Consider the following 23,197-nt stretch of genomic DNA (forward strand, 5'->3'; position numbering starts at 1 on the left):
TGGCGTTGACTTTTGGCACGCTGTTGAGTTCTCAAGGAACGGACGCTTCCTTCGGACCGCCTTCCAGCGGGCCCTCCGGGCTTCGTTCTTTCGTGCTTCCAGCTTATCAGATGTTTTCTGCTCCGTTTCCGGGGCTTCGTTCGTCCAACTCGCCGGTGTCTTCCGGGGCTTGACGCCCTGTCCGACATTCCAGACTCTAGCCGACCTCTGCTCCGAAAAGCGAATCCGACCGCAATCCGATAAAACGAGCACGCCGAATAAGCACCGAGCCGCAACACGACAACGCGAAACGACCCGGCCCGAACCGGGAAGTGGTGTTTCAGAGGATTGGCCGCCCCGGGACCGTCCGCGCAAACGCGTGTCCGGTGCTCCCTGCCGAGCGACTGGAAGACAGTACTCCAACTCTGCGCCCGAAACAAATTCCCTGACCAGACCGCGCAGGTGAGCCTCTGCCGGCCCCGACGCCCTCAGCCTCCGCCGGCGCCGCGGGCGGAGGCTTCCTGTATCCGGGCGGGTAGAGCCGCAGGTCGCCGAGCTTGAGCCGGCCCGGCGGCACAGAACAGAGCAGAAGAGCCGCACCCACTCCTTCGCCGGGGCCTGGCCGCTGGCCCGGCCGGGGTTCTGAAGTCAGCCCTTGGCTGCGGCCCGCCGGGCGAGGATCGCCGCCTGCCGTTCGTCGAACCGGGCCGCCTGGACGGCCAGAGCGTCGAGCATCAGCCCCAGCTCCATCTGGGCCCTGAGCCCGTCCGGCCCCAGTCCGCCGACCTCCATCACCTTGAGGTGGCGCAGGACGGGCAGCAGCACGTCATCGAGGTGGACGCGGAGGTTGTACACGCCGTCGACGGCGATCCGCGCAGCGGCGCGCTCGAAGCCGGACATGCCGTGGCCCGGCATGCGGAAGTTCGTCACCACCTCATTGACGGCCTGCATCGCCTGGTCGGGGGCGAGTTCGAACGCGGCCCCGAGGAGGTTCCGGTAGAAGATCATGTGCAGGTTCTCGTCGTTGGCGACCTGCGCCAGCATCCGGTCGCAGACCGGGTCACCCGAGGCGTGTCCGGTGTTGCGGTGCGAGATGCGGGTGGCCAGCTCCTGGAAGGCGACGTACGCGACCGTGTGGAGCGGCGAGTGCCGGTTGTCGGAAACGAAGCCGTTCTGCATGTGCGTCATGCGGGCGCGCTCCAGCTCCACCGGGTCGACGGCGCGGGAGGTGATGAGGTAGTCGCGCAGGACCATCGAGTGCCGGGCCTCTTCGCTGGTCCACTGGTGCACCCAGGTGCCCCAAGCCCCGTCCCGGCCGAACAGGGTCGCGATCTCGTGGTGGTAGCTGGGCAGGTTGTCCTCCGTCAGCAGGTTCACCACCAGCGAGACCCGGCCCACCTCGGTCAGCGGTGACTGCTCGACCGCCCACGGTTCGCCGCCGAGCGGCCCGTCGAAGTCCCGACCCCGGCTCCAGGGCACGTACTCGTGGGGCATCCACTCCTTGAAGACCCGCAGGTGGCGGTTGAGCTCGCGCTCGACCACCTCCTCCAGGGCCTGCAGGAGTCGGGCATCGGTCCACCGGGTGCGGGAGGAGGTGTTGCTCACGGGTCCAACTCTCGATTGACGAACAAACCTACGGTTCCGTAGGTAACGCCACCGTAGGTTGACCACACCGGCGGCGTCTGGGGCCCTTCGGCCCCATTCGTCGCAGCCAGGGCGCGTCGGCGTTCGTCGCCTGCTCGACGGGCCTCGGCTCACGTCGGACAGTGGCGCGGGTCACACCGGGTTTCCCCCGGCCGGCGAAATGCGGAGGCTGCCGAGGTGGTTGGTGCGGGCAACCGTTTCCGTCCCGGCGCACACCACCGCTACCCGCGAGGAATCCCCATGACCGTCACCGAGCCCTCCACCTCCCGCGCGGCCGAGATCCTGTCCCGGCCCGTCACGGTCAACGGGCTGACCGTGCCCAACCGCATCGTGATGGCGCCGATGACGCGCAGGTTCTCCCCGGGCGGCGTGCCCGGCGAGGACGTGCGCTCGTACTACGCCCGCCGCGCCGCCGCAGGCGTCGGCCTGATCGTCACCGAGGGAACGTACGTCGGCCACGAGTCCGCCGGCCAGAGCGACGACATCCCGCGCTTCCACGGCGAAGAGCAGCTGGCCGGGTGGGCCCGCGTCGCCGAGGACGTCCACGCGGCGGGCGGCACCATCGTGCCGCAGCTCTGGCACATCGGCATGGTGCGCAAGCAGGGCGACCCGCCGTTCGCCGACGCCCCCGCCCTCGGCCCGTCCGGCATCCGGCTGGACGGCACCGAGGGAACCGGGCAAGCGATGACCCGGACCGACCTGGACGCCGTCATCGGCGCGTTCGCCGAGGCCGCCGCGGCCGCCGAGCGGATCGGCTTCGACGGCGTCGAGCTGCACGGCGCCCACGGCTACCTGCTCGACCAGTTCCTGTGGGCGGGCACCAACCGCCGCACCGACGCCTACGGCGGCGACCCGGTCGCCCGGACGAAGTTCACGGCCGAGCTCGTCGCCGCGGTGCGCGAGGCCGTCTCCCCCGAGTTCCCGGTGATCTTCCGCTACTCGCAGTGGAAGTCGGAGAACTACGACGCCCGCCTCGCCGAGACCCCCCAGGAACTGGAGGCGATCCTCGCCCCGCTCGCCGAGGCCGGCGTCGACGCCTTCCACGCCTCGACCCGCCGCTACTGGGTCCCCGAGTTCGACGGCTCGGACCTCAACCTGGCCGGCTGGACCAGGAAGCTCACCGGCCGCCCCGCCATCACCGTCGGCTCGGTCGGCCTCGACGGTGACTTCGTCCGCGCCTTCATCGGCGAGGGCGCCCCGGTCCAGGGCATCGACAACCTGCTCGACCGGCTGGAGCGCGACGAGTTCGACCTGGTCGCCGTCGGCCGCGCCCTCCTCCAGGACCCGCAGTGGGCCGCCAAGGTCCTCTCCGGCCGCTTCACCGACCTGCACCCCTATGAGGCAGCCGCGGTCCGCACCCTGAGCTGACCACCACGCCCCGAGGCCCCGGCCGCACGACGAGTGCGGCCGGAACGGCGGAACGGCCAGGACCGGACGGCGAGCTCCACGGCCTCGGCCGGGCGCAGGTCGACGGTGTCCTTGCGCTGCTGCGTCTCGAAGTCGACGCGGACCAAGCCGAAGCGCTGGTGGTAGCCCTCGGCCCGTCGGGCCGTGCCAGAAGCTCCAGCGGCCGCGTCGTGGGCGGCCCGTGGTCTCCCGGGTCTGTGACGCAACGGTCATGTTCCGGTAGGGGCGGGCTGATACCGGATTCCTAGCGTGGCGGCTCCTTGATGTCGTTCGAAGGAGTTGCCGTGATCACCGAACCGATGGCCGAGAGCGTGCCGGAGGCCGCCCGGCGCAGGGAGCGCACACGGGAGAGGGCGCCGCGCGGGCGCCTCCTGGCGGTCGACGTGCTTCGGGCCCTGGCAATCTTCGGGATGGTGTGGATGCATTTCGTTCCGACCGGCTGGCTGGAGCCGACGCCGCCGGGGCACGCCTGGCCCGGAGTGCTGGAGTGGCTGAACGGGTTCCTGGACACTCGCGCCCGCAGCGTCTTCTTCCTGCTGGCGGGCGTCTCGGTCGCACTGATGACCGGTGGCGCCCGGCCGTTCGACGGGACGGCGATGCGGCGGGCGCGCAGCCGGATCGCCGTACGGGCCGGGGCGCTGCTCCTGCTGGGCCTCGGGCTTGAGCAGGTGTCCGGGAAGGTCAACATCATCACCGCCTACACCGGCTGGCTGCTGTTCCTGCTGCCGTGGACGCGGGTGCGGGCACGCCGGCTGTTCGCGGCGGCGGGGGTGTTCGCGATGGCGGCGCCGGTGTTCCAGATCACCCGGGCGAACTGGGGTCAGAACTGGGGCTTCCTGCCTCCCGTGGGGCCGGGCGCGCCGGAGCTGCCGCAGGGACTGGCGGTGCTGGTGCACCCGGGCGACTGGCTGGCGGTGTTCCAGTCGTACGTGTTCAACGTGGACACCTTCTACGCGCTGCCGCTGCTCCTGGCGGGCCTGGCGATCGGGCGGTTGGACCTGTACGACCGCGCGGTGCGGGTACGGATGGCGATCACCGGTGCGGGGATCGTGGTCGGCGGTTGGCTGGCGTCGTGGCTGGTGCTCGGACCGCTGGGGCTGGGCGTGGCGATCGACCGGTTCCAGGCCGAGCTGATGGCGCCCCCGCCGATGCCGCCGGTGCCACCGGTCGTCGGGGACGGCACGCTGCCGGATCTGCCGGCGGCCATGCCCGAGCTGCCTCCGATGCCGAAGGTGCCGTGGGCGGAGCTGTGGGCGATGTCCAAGCCGGGCCCGGGCATCGCGGAGTACGGCGCGCTGCAGATCGTCTGGATGGTCGGCGTGTCCCTCGCCCTGCTCGGCGGGCTGCTCCTGCTGACCGAACGGGGCCTGTGGCAGCGGGTCTTGTGGCCGCTGGCCGCGATGGGTGGGATGGCGATGACCTGGTACTTCGTCCAGGACGTGGTCACCAGCCGGTTCCTCGGCCGGGGGCCGGGCGGCTTCGGCCATGCGCCGCAGTCCCTCGTCCCGTACGCGCTGTTCGCCGCGGCGGCGCTGGTCGGTTCGGTGCTGTGGCGCCGGTTCTTCCGCCGTGGTCCGCTGGAGGCCCTGGTGCACCGGGTCACTGCGGCGGCGGTGCCGCGCAGCGAGGGCTGAACCCGGTACAGGCCCGGTACGCGTGTTTCGCGTGCCGGGCCCGTCGGCGTGGTGGTGATCAGTCGGCGCGGTGGAGGTCGCACTGCTGCTGGATGCCGGAGGGGGCGTCGCTGCTGACGATGGTTACCTTCGGCACGGGCCCGGTGGTGGGGGCGTCCTCGGTGGTGCAGACGAGCTGCTGGATGGCAGTGGTGCTCAGAGACGCAGCAGACCAGGACAGCCGCAGGGTGACGGTGCCGGGGGTGACGGTGGCTTGGACGCGGCCCGAGGCGGGCAGGTCGCTGTAGAGGCCGGACCGCTGCTCGGCCGGGTCTGGGCCTGCGGCGAGGGCGTCGAGGGTCTGCTGGAGGTCCTCGCGTTGGGCGTCCGGTCGGATGGTGAGGTGAATGCCGTGCTGGTCGAGGAAGTACAGCCGGGTGCCCGGCTGGACCCCGGTGGCCGGCTGCCCGCTCCTCACCGGGCCGGTCGTGGAGATCGAGCAGCCGCAGGCCAGCAGCAGCACGGCCGCGGCGGCCAAACAGCGGTGCCAGGTGGTCATGTGTCCTCCGTGACGAGACCGCGGGGCAGGACGAGGGTGAACACCGCACCGCCGGAAGGCGCGTTGGCGGCCTCGATGAGGCCGCCGTGCAGCCGGGCGTTCTCCTGGGCGATGGCGAGGCCGAGCCCGCTGCCCTCGGAGCGGGCCCGGGCCTTGTCGGCCTTGTAGAACCGGTCGAAGAGGTGCGGGAGTTCGGCGGGTGGGATGCCCGGCCCCCGGTCGGCGACGGTGAGCACGAGGTCGTCGTCCGTCCCCCGAAGGCTCAGTCGCACCGGCGGGCGGCCGTGGCGCAAGGCGTTGCCGACGAGGTTGGCGACGATGACGTCGAAGCGCCGCAGGTCCAGCCGGACGGGCAGTTCGGCGGGCAGGTCGAGGTCGACCCGATCGTTCCAGCCGCGCAGGTCGAGGGTCTCCCGGACGGCGGTGGCGGCGTCGACGGACTCGGTGCGCAGGGGTGCGGCGCCGGCGTCGAGGCGGGAGATCTCGATGAGGTCGTTGACGAGCCGGGTGAGGCGGGTGGTCTCGTTGCTGATCATGCGCAGGGCGGTGGCGGTGTCGGCGGGCAGGTGCTCGGCGTCCTCGTCGAGGATGTCGGTGACGGCAAGCATCGCGGCCAGCGGGGTGCGCAGTTCGTGGGAGACGTCGGCGGCGAAGCGGCGGCCCTGGGACTCGACGGCGCGCAGTTCCTCGATGGTGCCCTGGAGGGTGCGGGCGGTGTGGTTGAAGGTCTTGGAGAGCTGGGCGAGTTCGTCGTGCCCGGTGACGGTGAGCCGGGTGTCGAGCCGCCCCTGGGCGAGGGCCCGGGCGACGTCGCCGAGCGCCCGGACCGGCTGCAGGACCTGGCGGGCGGCCAGCAGTGCGAGCCCGGCGGCCAGGATCGCGGCGAACGCCCCAGCTCCGGCCGCCCCGGCGAGCAGTGCGTTGGCGGCACTCTGTTCGCGGTCGAGCGGGAGGAGGGCGTAGACGGTCAGGCCGGACGGGCCGCCCTTCGCGTACGTGACGGGGACGCCGGCGGCGAGCCAGGGGTGGTCGTCGGCGGTGAAACGCTGGAACGCGGCGTGGCCGCCGCCGACGGTGGCCGCCAGGGTGGGCGGGACGGCGACGGGCTGGGTCCACTCCGAGTGCGCGGTGCCGTAGGCGGCCAGGACGCGCCAGTCGCGGAAACCGCCGGTGCCCGACAACTGACCTGCCAACCGGTCGAGTTCGCCCTGGGTCGGCGGGAACGGCAGGGCTGGGGCGAGGACGTCGACGCGGCGGCGCAGTTCGTCCAGGGTGGTGTCCTGGGTCAGCTCCAGGGTGGAGTTGGTCGCGGCCCGGTAGGTGAGTGCGGCGGTGGCCAGGGCGCTCAGGGCGGCGACGGCGACGAACGCGACCAGCAGCCGCTGCCGCAGCCCCGCGACCGCGCGGCGCAGCCGGACCCGTCGGGGCGTGCGGGGGTCGGGGCCGACGGGTGGGGTGGTCACAGGGGCCCGAAGCGGTAGCCGAAGCCGCGCACCGTCTGGATGTAGCGCGGCGCGGAGGGGCTGTCCTCGATCTTGGCGCGCAGCCGGTTCACTCCGGCGTCGACCAGGCGGATGTCCTCCTGACGGCCCAGCCCCCAGACGGATTCCAGGAGTTGCTCGCGGCTGAACACCCGTCCCGGGGCGGCGGCCAGCTCCAGCAGCAGCCGCAGCTCACTGGGTGCCAGTGGCAGCGGGGCGCCGCGCTTGGTGACGGTCAGCGCCGCCCGGTCCAGCACCAGGTCGCCGTGGGCCTCCCGTTCCGCCTCCGGGCCGGCGCCGCCCGCGCGGCGCAGCACGGCGCGGATCCGGGCGTCCAGGACGCGGGATTGCGCGGGCTTGACCACGTAGTCGTCGGCCCCGGCCTCCAGGCCGAGCACGGTGTCCACGTCGTCCCCGAGCGCGGTCAGCATGATCACCGGGGTCGGTCCGGCCCGCCGCAGCCGTCGGCACACCTCGAAGCCGTCGATCCCGGGCAGCATCAGGTCCAGCACCACGAGCTCCGGCGGCTCCTGCCGCGCACGCTCCAGCCCCTCCTCACCAGAGGCGGCGGTGCGCACCGCGTGGCCCTGGCGACGCAGCCCCAGCGCCAACGCCTCGCGTACGGAGTCGTCGTCCTCGATCAGCAATAGCCGTGCCATGCCAGCCAGTATCCGGTCTCGACCTGCGGAATCGCGCCTGCGGCGTGGGGACAGGGCGGGTTGTTGCGAAACGCTCATATGCAGATCACAGGGCCCGCAACCCTGCGGCGGACGGTGGTGGACACCGACACCCGAACCCCTGGCGAGGAGTACCACCGTGCGCGACCACCACGAGCCGGCCCCGACCGACGAGACCCCGCACAGCCGGTACCCGCGGGCGGACCGGCTGGGCCGGCCGTCCGGACGCCGGAGCACGACACTGGGGCTGGCGCTGGGGGCGGCGCTGGGGGCGGCGGCCCTGACCCTGCTGGGCGTCGCCGGTGCGGTGAACGGGCCCTCCGTGCCCACCGCCGCGACCGACAGGGTCTCGGCTCCGGACCCGGGCCTGCCGGCGCCGACGGTGGACATGAGCATCTCCCGTCAGTCCGAGGACCCGGGCAAGACCGTCAACCTGACCATCGACGACGGCCCCGACCCGCGGTGGACCCCCCGGGTCCTGGACGTCCTCGCCCGCAACGGCGCCAAGGCCGTCTTCTGCATGCTCGGCCCCAACGCCCGGGCCCACCCCGACCTTGCCAAGCAGGTCGTCGCTGCCGGCCACCGGCTGTGCGACCACAGCGTCAGCCACGACACCGCCATGGACCACAAGGACGTCGCGTACCAGGAGAAGGAGATCGTCGACGGCCTGCAGATGATCCAGGACGCCACCGACGGCGCCCCCGTCCCGTACTACCGCGCCCCCGGCGGCGCCTTCACCCCCGAGAGCCGCCAGATCGCCGCCGCCCACGGCATGCGCCCGCTCGGCTGGAACGCCGACACCCGCGACTTCGAACGCCCCGGCGTCGAGAAGATCGTCGAGACAGCCAAGGCCCAACTGCGGATCGGCCCGACCGTGCTGTTGCACGACGGCGGCGGCAACCGCGCCCAGACCCTGGAAGCCCTGGAGCAACTCCTGCCGTGGCTCAAGGACAACGGCTACACCTTCAGCTTCCCCCGCCGGTGACCGGTCATCGAGCGTGCTTGTGGCGGCGTCGGGGAGAAAGCCGGATCGTGCGACGCCGCGGTTGCGGGTCGCCGTCCAGTCGGTGCACCGGGCGACCGCCGTCGCGGCGCTCGGGTTCCTGGCTGTCCACATCGCGGTCCTCCCGGCCTCGTCCGGCTCGGCCCGCACGGCTGTCCCGCGTCGACCACCATCCCCGTCGCCCCCTGGCAGGAACACGGTGCCCGCCGGGCCGTGAACCAGTGCCCGGCACTCGCCCTGCGCGTGCGCCGCCCCGAGCGGGGGCCCGGCCGACTCCGGTGAGCGGCCCTCAGGGAGCGGACTCGCGCGAACGGCGAACCAGTCGAAGCGCCGGCTGAACCCCTCGGCCCGTCGAACGGGCTGTCAATCTATCGTTGTCGGTGGTCTGCCAAGTCGTCGAGGAGCAGGTCCGCGACCACCTCCTCGACCACTGCGGTGCGCAGCTCGGCCATGGAGTCGACGAGTGCCCGGTCCCACGGTGCGGGCGTGAGACGCCCCGGGTCGGGGCCTGAGGGAACCCGGGGCACGGCGGCCCGGTAGTCGTCGGCTGACATCCGCCAGGGTACGGCCCCCGTCCTGGCGAGGACATGGGCTGCTATGCGGACCCCCTCTCCGTCGAAGTCGCCGTGGTAGTGCAGGGATGCGCCGTCGTCGGCGAGTCGGCGCAGCAGGTGGATCACGGCGGTGTTGGGCCACCCTGATGTGCAGACCAGCGGCGGGCAGTGGGGGCCGAAGCGGCGCAGGGTCAGGGCGAGCACGCTGGGGTTCTCGGTGATGTGCACGGGGCCTGCGGGACCGGTGAATTCGCCGGGTGAGCGCAGTTGGGCGAGGGTGAGGCTGACGGGGTGGCCGGCTCCGGCGCAGATCCGGGAGATCCCGGCGACGGGGCCTTCTCCCCTGGGGCGGAGACCGACGGCGAGCACGGTGGCGGACAGCTCGTCGTCGGCCACGCCGGCTCGGCTCCAGAGTGCGCGTCGCCCCTCGGCGGCTTCGGGCATGTCGGTGCCGTACAGCACCGCCAGTGCGCGCAGGACCAGGGATGACAGTCGGGTCCCGTCGTCGAGGGCGTGGGAGTCGCCGTCGAGGAGACGGGCGGCGAGGACCGGTAGCGGCTCGCCGTCGGCCGGGAGGGCGGCCAGGACGGTCAGCGCCGCAGTCAGCAGGCCCCGGGTACGGTCGGGTGAGCCGTCAACGAGGCCGTTGGCCTGCAGGTGGCCGACCCACTCCAAGAGCGCGGGCTGGGCAGCGACCACGTTGTGGCCGGCCAACCACTCCCACAGGGCGTCGCGTTGGCCGGCCTTGCGTTCGCGGTCGGCAGCCCGGTCGTGGATCGGGCCGAGGATCGCGGTCACCACGTCCCGGACGGGCCGACCGCAGGCCTCCAGCACGGCACCGTCGAGTCCCGCCAGGGGGATCGTCGGCTCGGCGCCGGGAAGTCGGTCGAGTCCGAGGAGGTCGGCCAATGCCTCCCGGCCCGCGTCGTCGAGCGGTCCGGACCGCACCCGGCTGACGGGACGGCCGGTCGAGAGGCGGTCGTGGACGGCCGACCAGAGGGGGCGGAGTTCGGGGAGGTCGAGGGGGTGGCGGGCCGTCATGCCGGTTCTTCCGTGTCGGCTTCGTCGGGCAGCAGCTCGGTGCCCGTCCAGGTGAAGCGGGCACTGGTGACGGCGTCGTCGCCGTCGCCTCCGGTGATCAGCTGGTGGACGGCGATGCCGGAGAGCTCCCGGTAGGTGCACCACTCGTGGTCGGAGGTGAGCACCAGGTCGAGGTCGAGTGCCGCGAGGAGGCCGAAGACCTGCCCGCGGTTCACGGTGTCGACGCCGACGAAGACCTCGTCGAGCAGGATCAGTCGCGGGGACTCCGGCACCGCCTCGTAGTGGGCGGCCACGGCGGCGAACAGCGGCAGGTGGAGGGCGATGGCCTTCTCACCTCCCGAGAGCGCGCCGTGGAGCTTCTTGGTGAGCAGTTGCCAACCGGAGCCGTTGGCGCGGTCCAGCTTGACGACGAACTGGTGCCAGGCCGTGTAGTCGAGGACCTCGGCGAGCTGCTCCTCCCACGTCGCCGCCGTGTTGCGGGTCTTGGCCTCCTCGATGCGGCCCCGGAAGAAGGCGTGCAGGGCCTCGCGGTCGGCTTCGGTGATCCGCGCCGGGTCCTTGAGCAGCAGTTCACGGGCCGTCCGGGTACCCGCGGGCAGGTCGGGGTGGATCTGCCACACCAGCCGGACGGCCACCCGCGAGGCGGTGCGGACCCGTTCGAGGTGGCCGTTCATCCGCTCGACGAGTTCACCGGCCTGGCGGATCCGGGCGGCGAGGTGGCGGCGGGTGTCGCCGGTGAGGGTCCGGTCGAAGAGGCTGCGTTCGGCGGTGGTGATGTCGTCCTGGCTGCGGTCACGGTCGCCGGTGAGGATGGCGAGGAGGCCGGTCGCGCCGACCCGGATGCCGTCGATGGTGGCGGTGAGGACGTGGATGTCCTCCTCGGCTTCGAGTTCGAGGTCGGCGCGGCTGCTGAGGCTCTGGCGGGCTCGGTGTACGGCCTCGGAGAGTCGGTTCAGCGAGTCTCCGAGGTTCCTGGTGCCGTGCGGCAGGTTGGGCCACGCGGCGGCGGTCTCGCGCGCCGCCCCAAGGGTGGCGCGGGTGCCGTCCACGGCGGTGAGGACGAGCCCGAGGCCCGCGTCCTCGGGGAACCCGAGAACGCACAGGCGCCGGAAGCCGTGGGCGGCCTCGTTCCGGGCCGCCACGGCGTCATCGCGCCGGGCCGCGTCCTGGGCCGTGGTGGCGCCCAGCGCGCCGATCCGGCCTTCGAGGGCGAGGAGCGACCGGTTGCTGGTGTCGATCTCATGGCGGGTCCGGTCGAGCAGCTTTCGGAAGTCGCTGATCCGGGCGGCCACTTGGCGGTAGTCCTCGCCGACGGTGCTCTCGACGGCCAGGAGCGCGGATCGGAGCCCGCGGGCGGCGGCCTCGGCGTCCTCGGCCTCGCCCAGGCTCTCGGCTGCCGCACCCCGGGATGCCTCGGCGTGGCTGCGGGCGGTGTCCCAGGCCTGCTGGGCGGCCGTCCAGGCCAGGTGCACATCGAGCCAGGCGTCTGCCTGTTCGCGCAGCGCGTCGACCGCCGTGGCGGTCGCGTCCAGGGCGGCGCGTTCGGTCGGCAGGGCGTGCTCGGCCGAGGCGACGGCGAGTGCGCGCAGCGCGCCCGCGACCGCCTCCTCCTGTCGCGCGAGCCGTTCGACGGCCTCGCGTACGGCATCCTCGCGGGCACCCACCTCGGACTCGGACCGTTCCCAGACGCGCTTGGCCTGCTCCACCTCCCGGTGGTGCGGCCGGGAGCGGAGGTCGGCGCCGAGGCGCGTCCGGCGGTCGGCGAGGGCGCGCAGCCGCGTCTCGAAGCCGGTGACGGTGGTGTCCACCTCAGCCAGCTCAGCTGTGAGTTCCGCGATCCGCCGTTGCCTGGCGCGTTCCCGGGCCGCGGCGCCGATGTGGCTGGACTCCTCCTTGGTCCAGGAGCCGACCACCGTCGCCAGCCGCCAGCTTCCGTCGGCCGCCACGGCGGCCTGGTGGCCCGCCGGGAGCGTGGGGCCGTAGGCGATACCGGCCAGCAGCCGCTGTACCCGGTCGGTCGTCACCGGGCCGTCGGGTTCCGGAGCGAGGACGTCGAGCAGCGAGGGACCCGGTGCGGGAAGGGCCGATGCCGGGTCGGCCAGGATGTCGTGCCCGGCGACGACGAGGCCTCCGTCGGGGGTCATCCAGGCGTCGAGCAGGCCGGCCGCTTCCAGAGCCGCTTCGATGCCTGCCTGGTCGGCGGGCGGCACGTCCGGCCGGAAGACCAGCAGTCGCCACAGTGGGGCACCCGGCAGGACCGACCGGTCGGCCGTGCGGGTCCGTGGCGGCACCGGCGGGAGATCCGCCGCGGCCGCGGTGCGTTCCAGTTCCCCGACGACCAGGTCACGCCGGGCGCGGGCGTCGTCCCGGCCGGCGCGGGCGGTCGTCTCGTCCGCGGTGATGGAGCTCTCCACGGCCCGGGCGGCGGCTTCGACCAGCGCGAGGACGTCGGTCTCGACGGCGGCGCGGGAGGCGATTTCCTCGACGTCGTCGATCGACAGCTCGGTGCAGTCGGCCGTTGCCCACCGGCGCAGCCGGTCGGCGTGGGCGTCGACGGCCGTCTCGTAGGCGTGGGCGTTCCCCTCGCGCCGCGCGATCGCGTCGGCCAGCCGTTCGCGCGCCGTGTCGAGGTGCTGCTCCGCCGCCGTCCGGTCCGCGAGGGAACGCTCGTGACGCTCGGCGGCGGTGCGGACCTCGGCGATCTGGCCGTGCCGCGAGACGACCGCGCCGCGCAGCAGGCGGCGTGCCGTGCGCCCTTGCTCCTGCGCGTCCCCGGACGGACCCGGTGCGGCACCGAGCAGGGTCTGCACCTCGGTGCAGACGGACTCCATGGCTGCTCGCCGCGCCGCGCCGCGCGTCTCCTCCCGGGCCACGCGGGTGTGTTCGGCCCGCTGCTCCGAGCGCAGCCGTGCATCGTCGGCACGCCCGGCGTCCTCGTCGGCCGTCTGAACCTTCCGGTCGGCGGCGGCGCGGGCACGGGCGGCGGTCCCGGCGGCCTGGTCGGTCCTGCGACGGAGCTGATCGAGTTCCTGCCCCTGCCGATAGGCCTCGGAGTCGAGCAGCCCCTCGATGGCGCCCTCGACCTCCTGTCGCCGGTGTTCGAGCTCCTCCCGCGCCCCTCTGTCCTCATCGCGTCGGCGCAGGGCGTCGGCGTGCTCCTTCTCGCTCTCCCTGGCGACGCGGGTGAGGTTGTCCACCTCGGTCGTTGCGGAGATGAGCGCCGCCGCCCCGGCACGCAGGATGCGCTGGGCGTAGCCGCGTTGCTGGGTCGCGACGGCGGTGGCCGCGGCCACCTCGTCGTCCAGGGACTTCAGGTGTTCGCGCTGCCGGTCGAGGCGTTCGAAGCCCTCGGCCAGTTCGGTGATCTCTCCCTGGCCGAGCGGGGGCAGGGCCCGGGAGAGCAGGGAGGACAGCAGTGACGGGTCCAGGCGCTCGGAGAGTTTGGGGGTGCGGAGCTGGAGCAGGGCGGTGATCAGTGCGTCGTAGCGTTGCTCGCTCAGTCCGGGGAAGAGCGTGCTCCGGACCGTGTTGCGGTAGTCGGTGGGTGATCCGTGCAGCTCACCCCGGCCGTGCAGGGCTTCGGCCAGGGCGGCGCGGGTGAGCGGCTGGCCCGCGTCGTTGACCAGGGAGAGACCGCCGGGGCGGTCGATCCGCGCGCCGGTGGTGAAGTAGTCGACGGTGACACCGGTGGTGTGCACGCTCGCCTGGAGCCTCGCGCCGCAGGTGAACCGGACGGGATCGCCGTCGTCGCGGACGAACTCCAGCCACACGTACCCGACACGGGTCTTGCCCGAGGTGCCCTCGCCCATCAGGTTCCAGTGCATGGTGCGCTCGGAGCCGCCGAAGGTGGACAGCCGGTTGGGGCGCAGGCTGGCGTCGAACAGGAACGGCAGGAGCACCTCCAGGGCCTTGGACTTGCCGGTGCCGTTCTGCCCCCGCAGGAGCAGTCGGCCCTCGTGGAAGGTGAAGGTCTCGTCGTAGTAGCGCCAGACGTTGAGGATGCCGGCCCGGGCGGGCTGCCATCGCGCTGCTGCGGCCGCCGTCGGGAACGCCGAGCGCTGCGGGAGCTGTGTCACGGTCATCGGAAGTCTTCCCTGGTCAGGTTGCGGGACCGTCGGTCACGGTGGTCCGGTACCGGAACGCCGCGGGCCGGGGAACGGTGCGGTCGCCGATCCGACGGGCCAGGCCGAAGTCCCCGAGGACGCGAACGGCATCGGCCGCGAGGCGCTGGGCGCCGTCCTCCGACTGGTAGCTCTTCGCCCACTTCGGGAAGCGCCGCAGGAGTTCGTTCGCCTCGACGGCGAGCTGTTCCGGTGTCAGCCCGTCCGAAGCGGCCGTCAGCGGTTCCAGCAGGAGCAGGGCGGCGACACGGGCCGTCGCGGAGTCGTCCGGGAAGCGGCTGTCCGTGGCGATCCCGTCCGGGTCGACGAGCAACAGGCCGTCGGCCCGTTCCTCCAGCACGAAGCCGCCCTGCTCGGCGGCGCGCCGCACGATCTGGCGCCCGGTCGGCGAGCCGAGGTAGGCGAGCTCGTCGGCGCCGAGGTCGTCGTGGTGGAGGACGGGATCGTCGAAGAGCCGGCGCAGCACCGAGTGCCGCAGCCGGAGGTTGCGCTGAGCATCGGAGGCGTCGGCACCGCCGTAGCGGCTCTCGCGCACCGTGCCCCGCAGGAGTTCCTCGAAGCGCAGCGGCACGTCCTCCGCCGGCACGGCCAGCCGGGACGGCCCGACGGGCGCGGCGAGCAGGCGCATCAGTACGGTGGCGTCCACCCGGTAGAGGACCTTGGCCTTCGCCGAGTCGACGAAGCTCTCCGTGACGCCGTCCACGGTGAGGAGTGCGCCGTAGGACTCCAACAGTTTGAGGGTGTCCACGAAGGCCATGCGCTCGGACTTGCTCGCCGTGTCGAAAGGCGGCAGCGCCTCGTCGGTGGCACAGGCCTGGACGATCCGGTCGGCGAGCAGGCCGACCGTCGTCACCGGGACCGGGAGCAGCTCGGCCGCGACGACGCACAGCAGGGTGTAACGCCGACGGTCGAACGGAGCCTTGCCGGACCTCAGCCGGCGGGCGGGGCGCGAGGCGTCGGGGACGGCCCGGATCTTGAGCAGGCGCGCGTACCCCAGGCGCGGCTCCACCACCAGCTGCCAGCCGCAGTGGTAGTCGAACCACTTCGTCAACGGGTCCTGCCGGCGGCGGATCAGCTCGAAGGCGGGCGGGTCGCCGCGCTCGGTGATCAGCGGTCGGCCGAGGAGAAGTCTGATGCCTCGGGCCACGTCCTGCCGCTCGGCCAGGACCAGCTGGTTGGCAAGGGTGCTCATACGCCTCTCCTGATGAGGATCGCGCTCCGCCCACTCATGCGCTGTCCTCCCGGGTGACCGCCCGCGGGGCGCCCGGGCTGCGGATCTCCACCAGGTAGTCGGGCCCCTCCAGCCGACCGTGGGAGGTCCGCAGAACGGCACGCCCGCCGGCGGGAAGCGGCCGGAGCACGATCTCGACGCGCCCGTCGGAGGTGACCGCCCGACGTGCTCCGTCGGCGTCCGGTCGTACGGCCAGCGCCCGGCCGAGGAGGTCGAGCAGCCGCTCGAAGACGGTGTGGTCCAGCACGCCGAAACCGGAGAGCCGCACGGGGCCGTCGGTGCCCAGCACGTCCCAGGCGGCTTCGAGCTCGGCACGCTCCTTCCGGGCCCGCTCGGCGCGGGCCGCCTTGACGCCGCCGATGTCACGCACCTTGCCGGTGCGGGTGAACCTCTCGGTACGGCCACTGGTGCGCAGCAGAGCCGACACCTCCACCGGCGGGGCCTCGGCCCAGGTCCCCGACGAAGGCACCAACTCAGGATCGGGGTGCGCAAGATGGGCGTGACGAGCCGGGCCGAGTCCGAAGGCGGCCGACCACAGGCGGTGCAGGTCGTCCTCCCCGGGCGCCGCGGCGAACCAGCGCGCCAGTTCCCGGAAGTCCTGGACGGCACTGGACGAGCGGCGCCGTGACTCGGTGATCCGGTCGAGGACCTGGAGGAGCGTCACGATCGCCCGCCGCGCCACGTCGTGCAGCTGCTCCACACGCGGTCGCGACCCGTCCGCCGGCCGGAACCAGGCCCGCAGCCCCTCCCAGCGTGCCCGACGCCGCTCCAGCCAGGCCGGCGCGGGGTCGCCGTCGGCGACCGGCGGCAGCTCGGCGCCCCGCAGCGCCCGCTCGTGCAGCAGGCTCACCCCACGCTGCTCCAACCGCTCCACGGCGGAGGAGACCGTCTGTCCCCGCTGGTCCAGGTTGACGAGGAACTCCTGGAGATAGGCCACCGTCGCGGCCTTCACCTCACGGAACGTCGCCAGGTCCGCACCTTCGGCGCGCAGCAGGCGCTGCAACTCTCCGTTGAACGCTTTGGTGTTGGACAGTAGCGCCTCCAGATGGCCCTCCAGCTCCTGGAGGGTGGTGAAGACCCGACGGTCCGAGGAAGTGGAGTCGCCCACAAGGACGTACAGCTCGTCGAGCCGGTCCGTGATCGCCTCCAGCACCGCCGTCTGGAGCGCCCCCGTCGAGGCGAGCACGGACAGGGCGTGCTCGACCCCGGCGAACGCGGCCTCACCGCGCCGGGTCAGCGAGTACTGGAGGTTGCGGCGCTCGTACTCCTCGGCGGTCCGGTAGTTCTCCGCGTGGTTCTGGACGACGTCCAGCAACTGCCACTCCCGGAGCTTCCGCAGCGCCTCCTGGAGATCGTCGTCGTCGACCGCGTCGAGCCAGCCGACCGCCCGCAGCCGGGCGCGGACGTCATCCAGCCCGAGCGCCGTCTCCAACCGCTCGTTGGCCGCGCCGAAGGCCTGGAGGATCGCACCGTAGAGTTCGGCCTTCTCCCCCGTCGTGAACCGGAACATCTCCGGCGGCACCCTGCGCAACAGCTCCCCTCCTCCCCGTCGGGCCCCACAGTACGCGTACGGACACCGGCGCTCGCGTGCCGAATGCGCTTCCCCTGCGTCCCCGCAGACCGATCGTGTGGTCGAGGACCCCGTGCCCCGGCCCCGTGATCCGGCCTGCGAAGAACTCGTCAGTGCAGCCTGGTCCGATGCTCGGGGCGCTCCAGGTGCGTGATGACCACCCGGTGAGCGCGCCAACCGTCCGGGAGCTTGGGCGGGACGTCCAGGTGGATCGGCTGCTCCGAGGCCTCGTCGATGATCACAGCTGCTGCGGGCCACGCCATCAGGATGGCCTCTCGGTAGACACCAAGAGGCCATACGATCCCACATCGACTGATGTCAACTACACCGAGTAACGGGCCCGGTGAACGGAGATCAGGTCCCGGTACCAGGCATATGAGGCCCTCGGCGTGCGGCGCTGGGTCTCGAAGTCAACGTGGACCAGCCCGAAGCGCTGGCTGAACAGCCCCTCGGCCCATTCGAAGTTGTCGAGGAGGGACCAGGTGTAGTAGCCGCGGACGTCGACGCCTTCGGCTGCGGCCTGGGCGAGGGCGTCGAGGTGGGCGGCCATGAAGTCGATGCGGGGCTGGTCGGGGTCGGTGTCTTCGGCGACGGAGCAGCCGTTCTCGGTGATGGTGAGGGGCGGAAGGGCCTTGCCGTAGGTGTCGCGGAGGTGGAGGAGGAGTCGGCGCAGGGCGTCGGGGACGACGGGCCAGCCGAAGGCGGTGTGGGGGACGTCGGGGATGTCGACGAGGTCGAAAGGCAGGCCGCCCGGCTCGGTGGGGGCGGCGACGCGGGTGGGGTTGTAGAAGTTGAGGCCGAGGCCGTCCAGGCCGGGGGTGTGGATGAGGTCGAGGTCGCCGGGGTGGACGGCGCCGTGGATGTCGTCGGGGACGCCGAGGGCGGAGAGGTCGGGGTAGCGGCCGAGGAGGACGGGGTCGGTGAACAGCCGGTTGTGCAAGGCGTCGTAGGCCTCGGCGGCGGCCTTGTCCTCGGCGGAGTCGGAGGCCGGTTCGACGGGGGTGAGGTTGTTGGAGAGCATCACCTCCAGGCCCCGCTCGTGGAGCAGGGACGCCGCCAGGCCGTGGCCGAGGAGTTGGTGGTGGGCAGCGGGCAAAGCCTCGAACATCAGGGCGCGGCCGGGGGCGTGCGTGCCCAGGGCGTAGCCGAAGACGGTGTGGACGAAGGGCTCGTTGAGGGTGATCCAGGCGGGGATCCGGTCGCCGAGGCGGTCGGCGACGATGGCGGCGTACTCGGCGAAGCGGTACGCGGTGTCGCGGTTGAGCCAGCCGCCACCGTCCTCCAGGGCCTGCGGGAGGTCCCAGTGGAAGAGGGTGGGCAGTGGGGTGATGCCGGCCTCCAGCAGAGCGTCGACGAGCCGGTCGTAGAAGGCGAGTCCGGCGGGGTTGACGGTGCCCGCGCCGGTGGGCAGGACGCGGGGCCAGGCGATGGAGAAGCGGTAGCCGTCGAGTCCGAGGCCCTTCATCAGGGCGATGTCCTCGGGGTACCGGTGGTAGTGGTCGCAGGCCACCGCGCCGGTGTGCCCGTCGCGTACGGCGCCCGGGCGGGCGGCGAACGTGTCCCAGACGGACGGCCCTCGGCCGTCCTCCCCCACCGCCCCCTCGATCTGGTAGGCGGCGGTGGCGGCACCCCAGCGGAATCCCGCCGGCAGGTCGTAGCGATCCGGCATGGCAGCCTCCTGGCGAGAACATGAGGAGCACTCATGTTACTGACACTGCGCCAAAACACCAGAGGAACCCGTCGACGGGTCGGACGGGGAGGGATGACGGCCGTTGTCCCCTGCGTCAGGGGCCAGGCCAGTGTTGTTCCAGTGCGTCGAGGAAGAGGGCGGGCTTCCGCCAGATGTTGCGTTCCCTGTGGGTCCACTCGGAGGCCGCGAGCCCGAGTGCGCGGGCTTCGGTGCGGTGGTCGGCCACCCACCTGAGCAGGCGGGCCACCTCTCGGACATCGGGTACGCCACGGACTCCGCAGTGCCCCAGGTGCGGCTCGAACACGTCTTCCCAGGCAGCGGGTGGCACCGCCAGTACCAGATCGGCGGCGTCCGCGCAGACGTCGCCCTGGCCCTCGGACGACAGGGCGATGACGGGGAGCCCGGTAGCCATGCCCTCGATCAGGGGCAGACCGAACCCCTCACTGCCCAGGGCGAGGAGGACATCCGCCTGCTCGTACCAGTGGAGGATCCCTCGGGACGGCTCGTTCTCGGAGACGATGGTGATCCGCTCGTCCCGTACGGTCAGTCCGGCGCGCCCCTCCTCGCCGAAGCGCGCCTTGATCACCAGTCGGGCTGTCGGGTCGTCCTCGAAGGCCAGTTGCCAGGCCCGGATCGCCTGGGGGACGTGTTTGCGCGGTACCACGGTCCCCACCACCAGGGTGGTGATCCCCTCCCGCTCCGGCCGGGCCACGTACGGGTAGACCATCGGATCCACGCCGTCGGGCGTGATCTCGATCGGCACCCGGATTCCGCTCGCCCGGAACATGTCCGCCACGAATCGTGTCGGAACCATCAGTGCGCGCGCCCGGTTCAGCGGTTCCAGCCAGCAATCAGGGAGTCGGCTCGACTCCCACATGGTGTGGACGAGGTGTTCGCGCCCGGCGAAGCGGTCCAGCTCCGGCCGTACCCAGGAGTTGAAGATCAGTGGGCCGGGCACCTCGGGGCCGGACTGCTCCAGGATCCGCAGCAGTTCGGCCGAGAGCCCGTTGCGGTCCGTCTTGAACGGGAGCAGGTTGACCCTGATCCCGAGTCTGGACAGGCCTACCGCGATGTACTCGGAGATTCCCGCGTAGCCGTCGTGGACGTAGAACTCACCGGCCAGGTTCACGGTTGACGTCATGCGTGCTCCCGGACCCACTCGATGACTTCGTCCACCATGACGTGGAGGGGGGTCTCAGGCAGGAATCCCAGGACCTTTGCCGCCTTGCTCGTGTCGGGGTGTCGAACCCTGACGTCGTCACGAAGCGCCGGCTCGTGTCGCACCACCATCGGGAGCCCCGGATTGACGCGCTCCCAGACGAGGCGGGCGAGATCCGCCACCGTGCATCCTTCCCGACCGGACAGGTTGAAGTCGTCGTTGCGCGCGGCCTCCGACTCCATGGCGAGGACGATGCCTCGGGCCATGTCCCGTACGTAGGTGAAGGTGCGGAACTGACGCCCGTCGCCGAGTATGCGGAAGGGGGTCTCACATCGAAGGGCGCGTTCCACGAAGTCGGGTATCACGTGGCCGCGGACCATTCGCTGCAGTTGGTCGGATGACGTGCTTTCGTGCTGAGCCCACCGCTCGCCGGCGCCCACGCAGTTGAACGGCCGCACGATGGTGTAGGGCACGCCGTGTTGTGACCATGCGGCCCTCGCGTAGTACTCGACCGACAGCTTCTGGAATCCGTACGCCGTCGCGGGCGGCGGGACCCTGCGCTCGTCGCCCTCCAGGAAACCCGCACCGTCGTGCTTCTCGTAGACCATGGACGAACTGACGTAGGTGACCTTGCGAAGCCCTTGCCCGCGCCGGGCGATTCCGATGTCGGCCGCCGTCTGGACGATCCGGTTGTTCTCACGGAGGATGTCGTATGCCAGGTCGCTCATGTACCGGACGCCGCCGATCATGGCGGCATTCGCAATCAGGTGATCGCAGCCGGCGGACAGTTCGTGCAGCAGCTCGGCATTTCCGGCGTCACCCACCACCTCGGTGTACCGCTCGTGTTCGATCGGGGCGCGGGCAGGTCGTCCGTACTTCGACAGATTGTCCAGTCCGACGACCGTGTACCCGCGCGCCAGCAACTCCTCCACGACGTAGCCGCCGATGAATCCCGCCGCGCCCGTGACCAACACCTTCACCTGCTTGTCCTGCCTTCCGACTCGTGCGGTTTCCTACTTCAACTGACCTTCACCGAACGCGAGGTACATCACCTCGTCGGGGACCTCGGGCACCTGGTCCGCGTGCAGGGACCAGATGTCGTACACCAGGCCGGGGTGCTCCATCCTGCTGGTCAGCCAGGGAAGTGACAGGTTCCGGTAGATCCGGTGGTTGGTCCCGAGGATCACGACGTTGGCGCCTTGAACCGCCTCGGCCACCTCCGCACACGGCAGGTATCCGAGGGCCCGTTGTCTCCTGTGCGGGACCAGAGGGTCGTGTGAACGGATCGTCACGGCATCGGCCCGGCGGCGGATCCGTTCGAGGAGGTCCACGGACGGGGAGCACCGCTCGTCGTCCGTCTCCGGATGTCCCTTGAAGGCGACACCGAGCAGTGCCACTTCCAGCTGTCCGAAGTCGGCGACCTTGGCCGTGTGCTCCATGACGTCGACTGCCAGTCTGTCCGGTACGGCGCGATGGGCCTCGCCGACTCCGTCGACCAGGCCGGAAGGTCCGAGTCCGTAGTCGTCGAACGCCCGGGACAGGATCCTGATGTCCTTGGGCAGGCACGAGCCGCCGGCGGGCCCTGGTGCCGGCATCGCGCCACGCCGGTACCCGGTGGACGCAGCCTGCTGGACCTCCCGGGTGCTGACGCCCACCTTCTCGCAGAGCCTGGCCAGTTCGTTGGCGAACGCGAACGCCGTGTACCGGAAGGAATTGCACGCCAGCTTGGCGATCTCCGCTGCCTCCAGTGACGAGACCTCCACGATCTCGGGCGTGAGCAGTCGGAACAGGGCAGCGGCCCGTTCGACGGCCTGTGGACTGCTGCCGGCCACGATCTGCGGGAGCGTGCGCAGTTCACGCACGGCCGCGCCCTGAACCGTCCGTTCCGGACAGAATGCGAGGTCGACGTCGCGGTGCGTCCGCAGGGCGGCCAGCAACCGCCGCGACGTGCCTACCGGAACCGTGGAGCGCAGCACGATCAGGTCTCCGTCGTCGACGAGACCGGCCAGTGCGGCGAGCGCTCCCTCCAACTGGGACAGATCCGGTGAACCCGCCTCGTCCACCGGGGTGCCGACGCACACGACGTACGTGCCGACTCCGGTTCCGTCGGGCAGGGATTCGGTGACGGTGAGCATTCCGCTGTCCACGGCTTCGGCCAGTTCGAGTCCTGCCTCGTGCACGTGTGCTCGTTTGTGGCGGAGCTCTTCGCCCACTTCGCGGTTCCGTTCGACGCCGATGACCCTGCGGCCGCGAGCGGCCAGCGCCACCGCCAGTGGCAGGCCGACGTATCCCAGGCCGATGACGCACACCGTGTCCGCGGTGTGCCGGTGATGGAGCACGTGTGATCGATCCCCCTCTTGAGTGGTGACAGTGGCTTTCATCGGGCCCTGAGCGGCCGTCGGGGTTGCAGGTACCGCTCCATCACGTCGAGCGTTGCCGGCCCCTTGGCCCAGATGTCGCGGTTGCGGTGAACCCAGTCGGAGGCAGCCGCGCCCATCTGGGCGGCCTCGTCGCGGTGTCCCGCCACCCAGGAGAGCAGCGCCGCGACCTCCCGGACATCAGGTACGCCGCGTACCCCGCACCGCCCGTATCCCGGCTCGTCGACGGCTTCCCACCGTCCCGGAGCAACGGCCAGGACCAGGTCGGCGGCGTCCGCGCACACGTCACCCTGGCCTTCGGATGACAGCGCGATCACTGGCAGTCCCGTGGCCATGGCTTCGACCAGCGGGAGCCCGAACCCTTCGCTCCCCAGGGCGAGTAGGACGTCCGCCTGCTCGTACCAGTGCAGGATCCCCCGTCCCATCTCGGGCTCGTCGATGACCGTGATGCGCGGATCATCGACCCGGAGGCCGTAGGCCGCCGCCGTGTTGAAGCGCGACTTGATGACCAGGCGCGCCTCGGGATCGCCGTCGAAGGCGAGTCTCCAGGCCTCGATCCCCTCGACGACGTGCTTGCGCGGGATGACCGTACCGACCATGAGGGTGGTCAGGCCGGATCGCGGCGGCCGCTTCAGCAGGGGGTAGAGCCCGGCGTCCACCCCCTCGGGGACGACCTCGACCGGAACGGTCACTCCGCTCGCCCGGCAGACGTCGGCGACGAACCTGGTGGGCACGATGACGGCCCGCGCACGGTTGAGCTTCCGCGGCCAGTCGGCGGGGAGCCGGCTCGACTCCCACATGGTGTGAACGAAGTGTTCCACTCCCGCGTACTGTTCCAGCTCCGGTTCCAGCGCGGCCGAGAACAGGACCGGGCCGCCCGTGAACTCGGTGGATTCGGCCAGCAGGGTCGTCATCGGCGCGCTCAGGCCCTCGGGGAAGACCTTGATGGGCAGGACGTTGACCCTGGCCCCGGCCCGTGCCATGCCGACGGCCGTGTACTCCGCCAGGCTGCCGTAGCCGTCGGCCACCAGGAAGTGCGCGACCAGGTTGACCGGTTCCACGACGTTGTCATCCACTTCTTCTTCTCCTA

At 71.7% G+C, this 23,197-nt stretch carries 17 protein-coding genes; 3 read left to right on the top strand and 14 right to left on the bottom strand.

Annotation, left to right across the window (positions count from 1 at the left end; genetic code table 11):
* Positions 1-627: 627 nt before the first annotated feature.
* Positions 628-1,584, bottom strand: coding sequence for an acyl-ACP desaturase (locus ACFU7Y_RS03795; RefSeq protein ID WP_224274523.1), 957 nt, complete (start codon positions 1,582-1,584; stop codon positions 628-630).
* A gap of 279 nt (positions 1,585-1,863) precedes the next feature.
* On the opposite strand from ACFU7Y_RS03795, the gene ACFU7Y_RS03800 reads away from it, so the two are divergent.
* Positions 1,864-2,991, top strand: a complete 1,128-nt coding sequence (locus ACFU7Y_RS03800) for an NADH:flavin oxidoreductase (protein WP_224274530.1) — start codon at positions 1,864-1,866, stop codon at positions 2,989-2,991.
* Between the two features lie 323 nt (positions 2,992-3,314).
* Positions 3,315-4,664: a DUF418 domain-containing protein gene (locus ACFU7Y_RS03805; RefSeq protein WP_224274532.1), complete on the top strand. Its 1,350-nt coding sequence runs from the start codon at positions 3,315-3,317 to the stop codon at positions 4,662-4,664.
* Positions 4,665-4,722: 58 nt separating this feature from the next.
* Here the strand turns inward: ACFU7Y_RS03805 and ACFU7Y_RS03810 are convergent, their stop codons facing one another.
* Genes ACFU7Y_RS03810 through ACFU7Y_RS03820 form a run of 3 tightly spaced genes read right to left on the bottom strand, consistent with a single transcriptional unit; the run spans position 4,723 to position 7,342 of the window.
* Entirely contained in the window at positions 4,723-5,202 is a 480-nt protein-coding gene (locus ACFU7Y_RS03810) for a GerMN domain-containing protein (RefSeq protein ID WP_224274533.1), read from the bottom strand.
* A complete protein-coding gene (locus ACFU7Y_RS03815) occupies positions 5,199-6,665 on the bottom strand; it encodes a HAMP domain-containing sensor histidine kinase (protein ID WP_308020127.1) in 1,467 nt (488 codons plus the stop codon). The genes ACFU7Y_RS03810 and ACFU7Y_RS03815 overlap by 4 nt, the downstream gene beginning before the upstream one ends.
* Positions 6,662-7,342 carry a response regulator transcription factor gene (locus ACFU7Y_RS03820; protein ID WP_224274535.1) on the bottom strand — a complete coding sequence of 227 codons (681 nt, stop codon included), beginning with the start codon at positions 7,340-7,342 and terminating at the stop codon, positions 6,662-6,664. The genes ACFU7Y_RS03815 and ACFU7Y_RS03820 overlap by 4 nt, the downstream gene beginning before the upstream one ends.
* A 226-nt stretch (positions 7,343-7,568) precedes the next feature.
* Here ACFU7Y_RS03820 and ACFU7Y_RS03825 point away from each other — a divergent pair, with 226 nt between their 5' ends.
* Positions 7,569-8,345 carry a polysaccharide deacetylase family protein gene (locus tag ACFU7Y_RS03825; RefSeq protein WP_374119894.1) on the top strand — a complete coding sequence of 259 codons (777 nt, stop codon included), beginning with the start codon at positions 7,569-7,571 and terminating at the stop codon, positions 8,343-8,345.
* Between the two features lie 386 nt (positions 8,346-8,731).
* Here the strand turns inward: ACFU7Y_RS03825 and ACFU7Y_RS03830 are convergent, their stop codons facing one another.
* The 10 genes from ACFU7Y_RS03830 to ACFU7Y_RS03875 all read right to left on the bottom strand — a co-directional run bounded on the left by ACFU7Y_RS03830 (position 8,732) and on the right by ACFU7Y_RS03875 (position 23,183).
* The gene (locus ACFU7Y_RS03830; RefSeq protein ID WP_224274537.1) at positions 8,732-9,958 is read right to left on the bottom strand and encodes a TIGR02679 family protein; all 1,227 of its coding nucleotides are present in this window, start codon (positions 9,956-9,958) and stop codon (positions 8,732-8,734) included.
* The gene (locus ACFU7Y_RS03835) at positions 9,955-14,040 is read right to left on the bottom strand and encodes a TIGR02680 family protein (RefSeq protein WP_224274539.1); all 4,086 of its coding nucleotides are present in this window, start codon (positions 14,038-14,040) and stop codon (positions 9,955-9,957) included. The genes ACFU7Y_RS03830 and ACFU7Y_RS03835 overlap by 4 nt, the downstream gene beginning before the upstream one ends.
* A 16-nt stretch (positions 14,041-14,056) precedes the next feature.
* Complete coding sequence (locus tag ACFU7Y_RS03840; protein WP_224274541.1) at positions 14,057-15,271, bottom strand: TIGR02678 family protein; 1,215 nt, start codon at positions 15,269-15,271, stop codon at positions 14,057-14,059.
* Between the two features lie 34 nt (positions 15,272-15,305).
* A complete protein-coding gene (locus ACFU7Y_RS03845) occupies positions 15,306-16,820 on the bottom strand; it encodes a TIGR02677 family protein (protein ID WP_224274589.1) in 1,515 nt (504 codons plus the stop codon).
* 170 nt (positions 16,821-16,990) lie between these two features.
* Positions 16,991-17,143 carry a hypothetical protein gene (locus ACFU7Y_RS03850; RefSeq protein WP_224274543.1) on the bottom strand — a complete coding sequence of 51 codons (153 nt, stop codon included), beginning with the start codon at positions 17,141-17,143 and terminating at the stop codon, positions 16,991-16,993.
* A gap of 59 nt (positions 17,144-17,202) precedes the next feature.
* The gene (locus ACFU7Y_RS03855; RefSeq protein WP_224274544.1) at positions 17,203-18,549 is read right to left on the bottom strand and encodes a GH1 family beta-glucosidase; all 1,347 of its coding nucleotides are present in this window, start codon (positions 18,547-18,549) and stop codon (positions 17,203-17,205) included.
* 115 nt (positions 18,550-18,664) lie between these two features.
* Positions 18,665-19,711, bottom strand: a complete 1,047-nt coding sequence (locus ACFU7Y_RS03860) for a glycosyltransferase (protein ID WP_224274546.1) — start codon at positions 19,709-19,711, stop codon at positions 18,665-18,667.
* A complete protein-coding gene (locus ACFU7Y_RS03865; RefSeq protein WP_224274548.1) occupies positions 19,708-20,709 on the bottom strand; it encodes an NAD(P)-dependent oxidoreductase in 1,002 nt (333 codons plus the stop codon). Before ACFU7Y_RS03865 ends, ACFU7Y_RS03860 begins: the two co-directional genes overlap by 4 nt.
* Before the next feature lie 33 nt (positions 20,710-20,742).
* The gene (locus ACFU7Y_RS03870; protein WP_224274550.1) at positions 20,743-22,068 is read right to left on the bottom strand and encodes a nucleotide sugar dehydrogenase; all 1,326 of its coding nucleotides are present in this window, start codon (positions 22,066-22,068) and stop codon (positions 20,743-20,745) included.
* A gap of 38 nt (positions 22,069-22,106) precedes the next feature.
* The gene (locus tag ACFU7Y_RS03875) at positions 22,107-23,183 is read right to left on the bottom strand and encodes a glycosyltransferase (RefSeq protein WP_224274552.1); all 1,077 of its coding nucleotides are present in this window, start codon (positions 23,181-23,183) and stop codon (positions 22,107-22,109) included.
* Between the last annotated feature and the right edge of the window lie 14 nt (positions 23,184-23,197).

The sequence above is a fragment of the Kitasatospora sp. NPDC057542 genome (assembly GCF_042801945.1).
In the GTDB taxonomy this organism is placed as follows: domain Bacteria; phylum Actinomycetota; class Actinomycetes; order Streptomycetales; family Streptomycetaceae; genus Kitasatospora.

What these genes read in the sequence shown, in the direction of transcription:
- ACFU7Y_RS03820 (WP_224274535.1), bottom strand. Translation starts at nt 7,342, where the DNA reads ATGGCACGGCTATTGCTGATCGAGGACGACGACTCCGTACGCGAGGCG.
- ACFU7Y_RS03845 (WP_224274589.1), bottom strand. Translation starts at nt 16,820, where the DNA reads ATGTTCCGGTTCACGACGGGGGAGAAGGCCGAACTCTACGGTGCGATC.
- ACFU7Y_RS03810 (WP_224274533.1), bottom strand. Translation starts at nt 5,202, where the DNA reads ATGACCACCTGGCACCGCTGTTTGGCCGCCGCGGCCGTGCTGCTGCTG.
- ACFU7Y_RS03850 (WP_224274543.1), bottom strand. Translation starts at nt 17,143, where the DNA reads ATGGCGTGGCCCGCAGCAGCTGTGATCATCGACGAGGCCTCGGAGCAG.
- ACFU7Y_RS03860 (WP_224274546.1), bottom strand. Translation starts at nt 19,711, where the DNA reads ATGACGTCAACCGTGAACCTGGCCGGTGAGTTCTACGTCCACGACGGC.
- ACFU7Y_RS03835 (WP_224274539.1), bottom strand. Translation starts at nt 14,040, where the DNA reads ATGACCGTGACACAGCTCCCGCAGCGCTCGGCGTTCCCGACGGCGGCC.
- ACFU7Y_RS03830 (WP_224274537.1), bottom strand. Translation starts at nt 9,958, where the DNA reads ATGACGGCCCGCCACCCCCTCGACCTCCCCGAACTCCGCCCCCTCTGG.
- ACFU7Y_RS03800 (WP_224274530.1), top strand. Translation starts at nt 1,864, where the DNA reads ATGACCGTCACCGAGCCCTCCACCTCCCGCGCGGCCGAGATCCTGTCC.
- ACFU7Y_RS03855 (WP_224274544.1), bottom strand. Translation starts at nt 18,549, where the DNA reads ATGCCGGATCGCTACGACCTGCCGGCGGGATTCCGCTGGGGTGCCGCC.
- ACFU7Y_RS03840 (WP_224274541.1), bottom strand. Translation starts at nt 15,271, where the DNA reads ATGAGCACCCTTGCCAACCAGCTGGTCCTGGCCGAGCGGCAGGACGTG.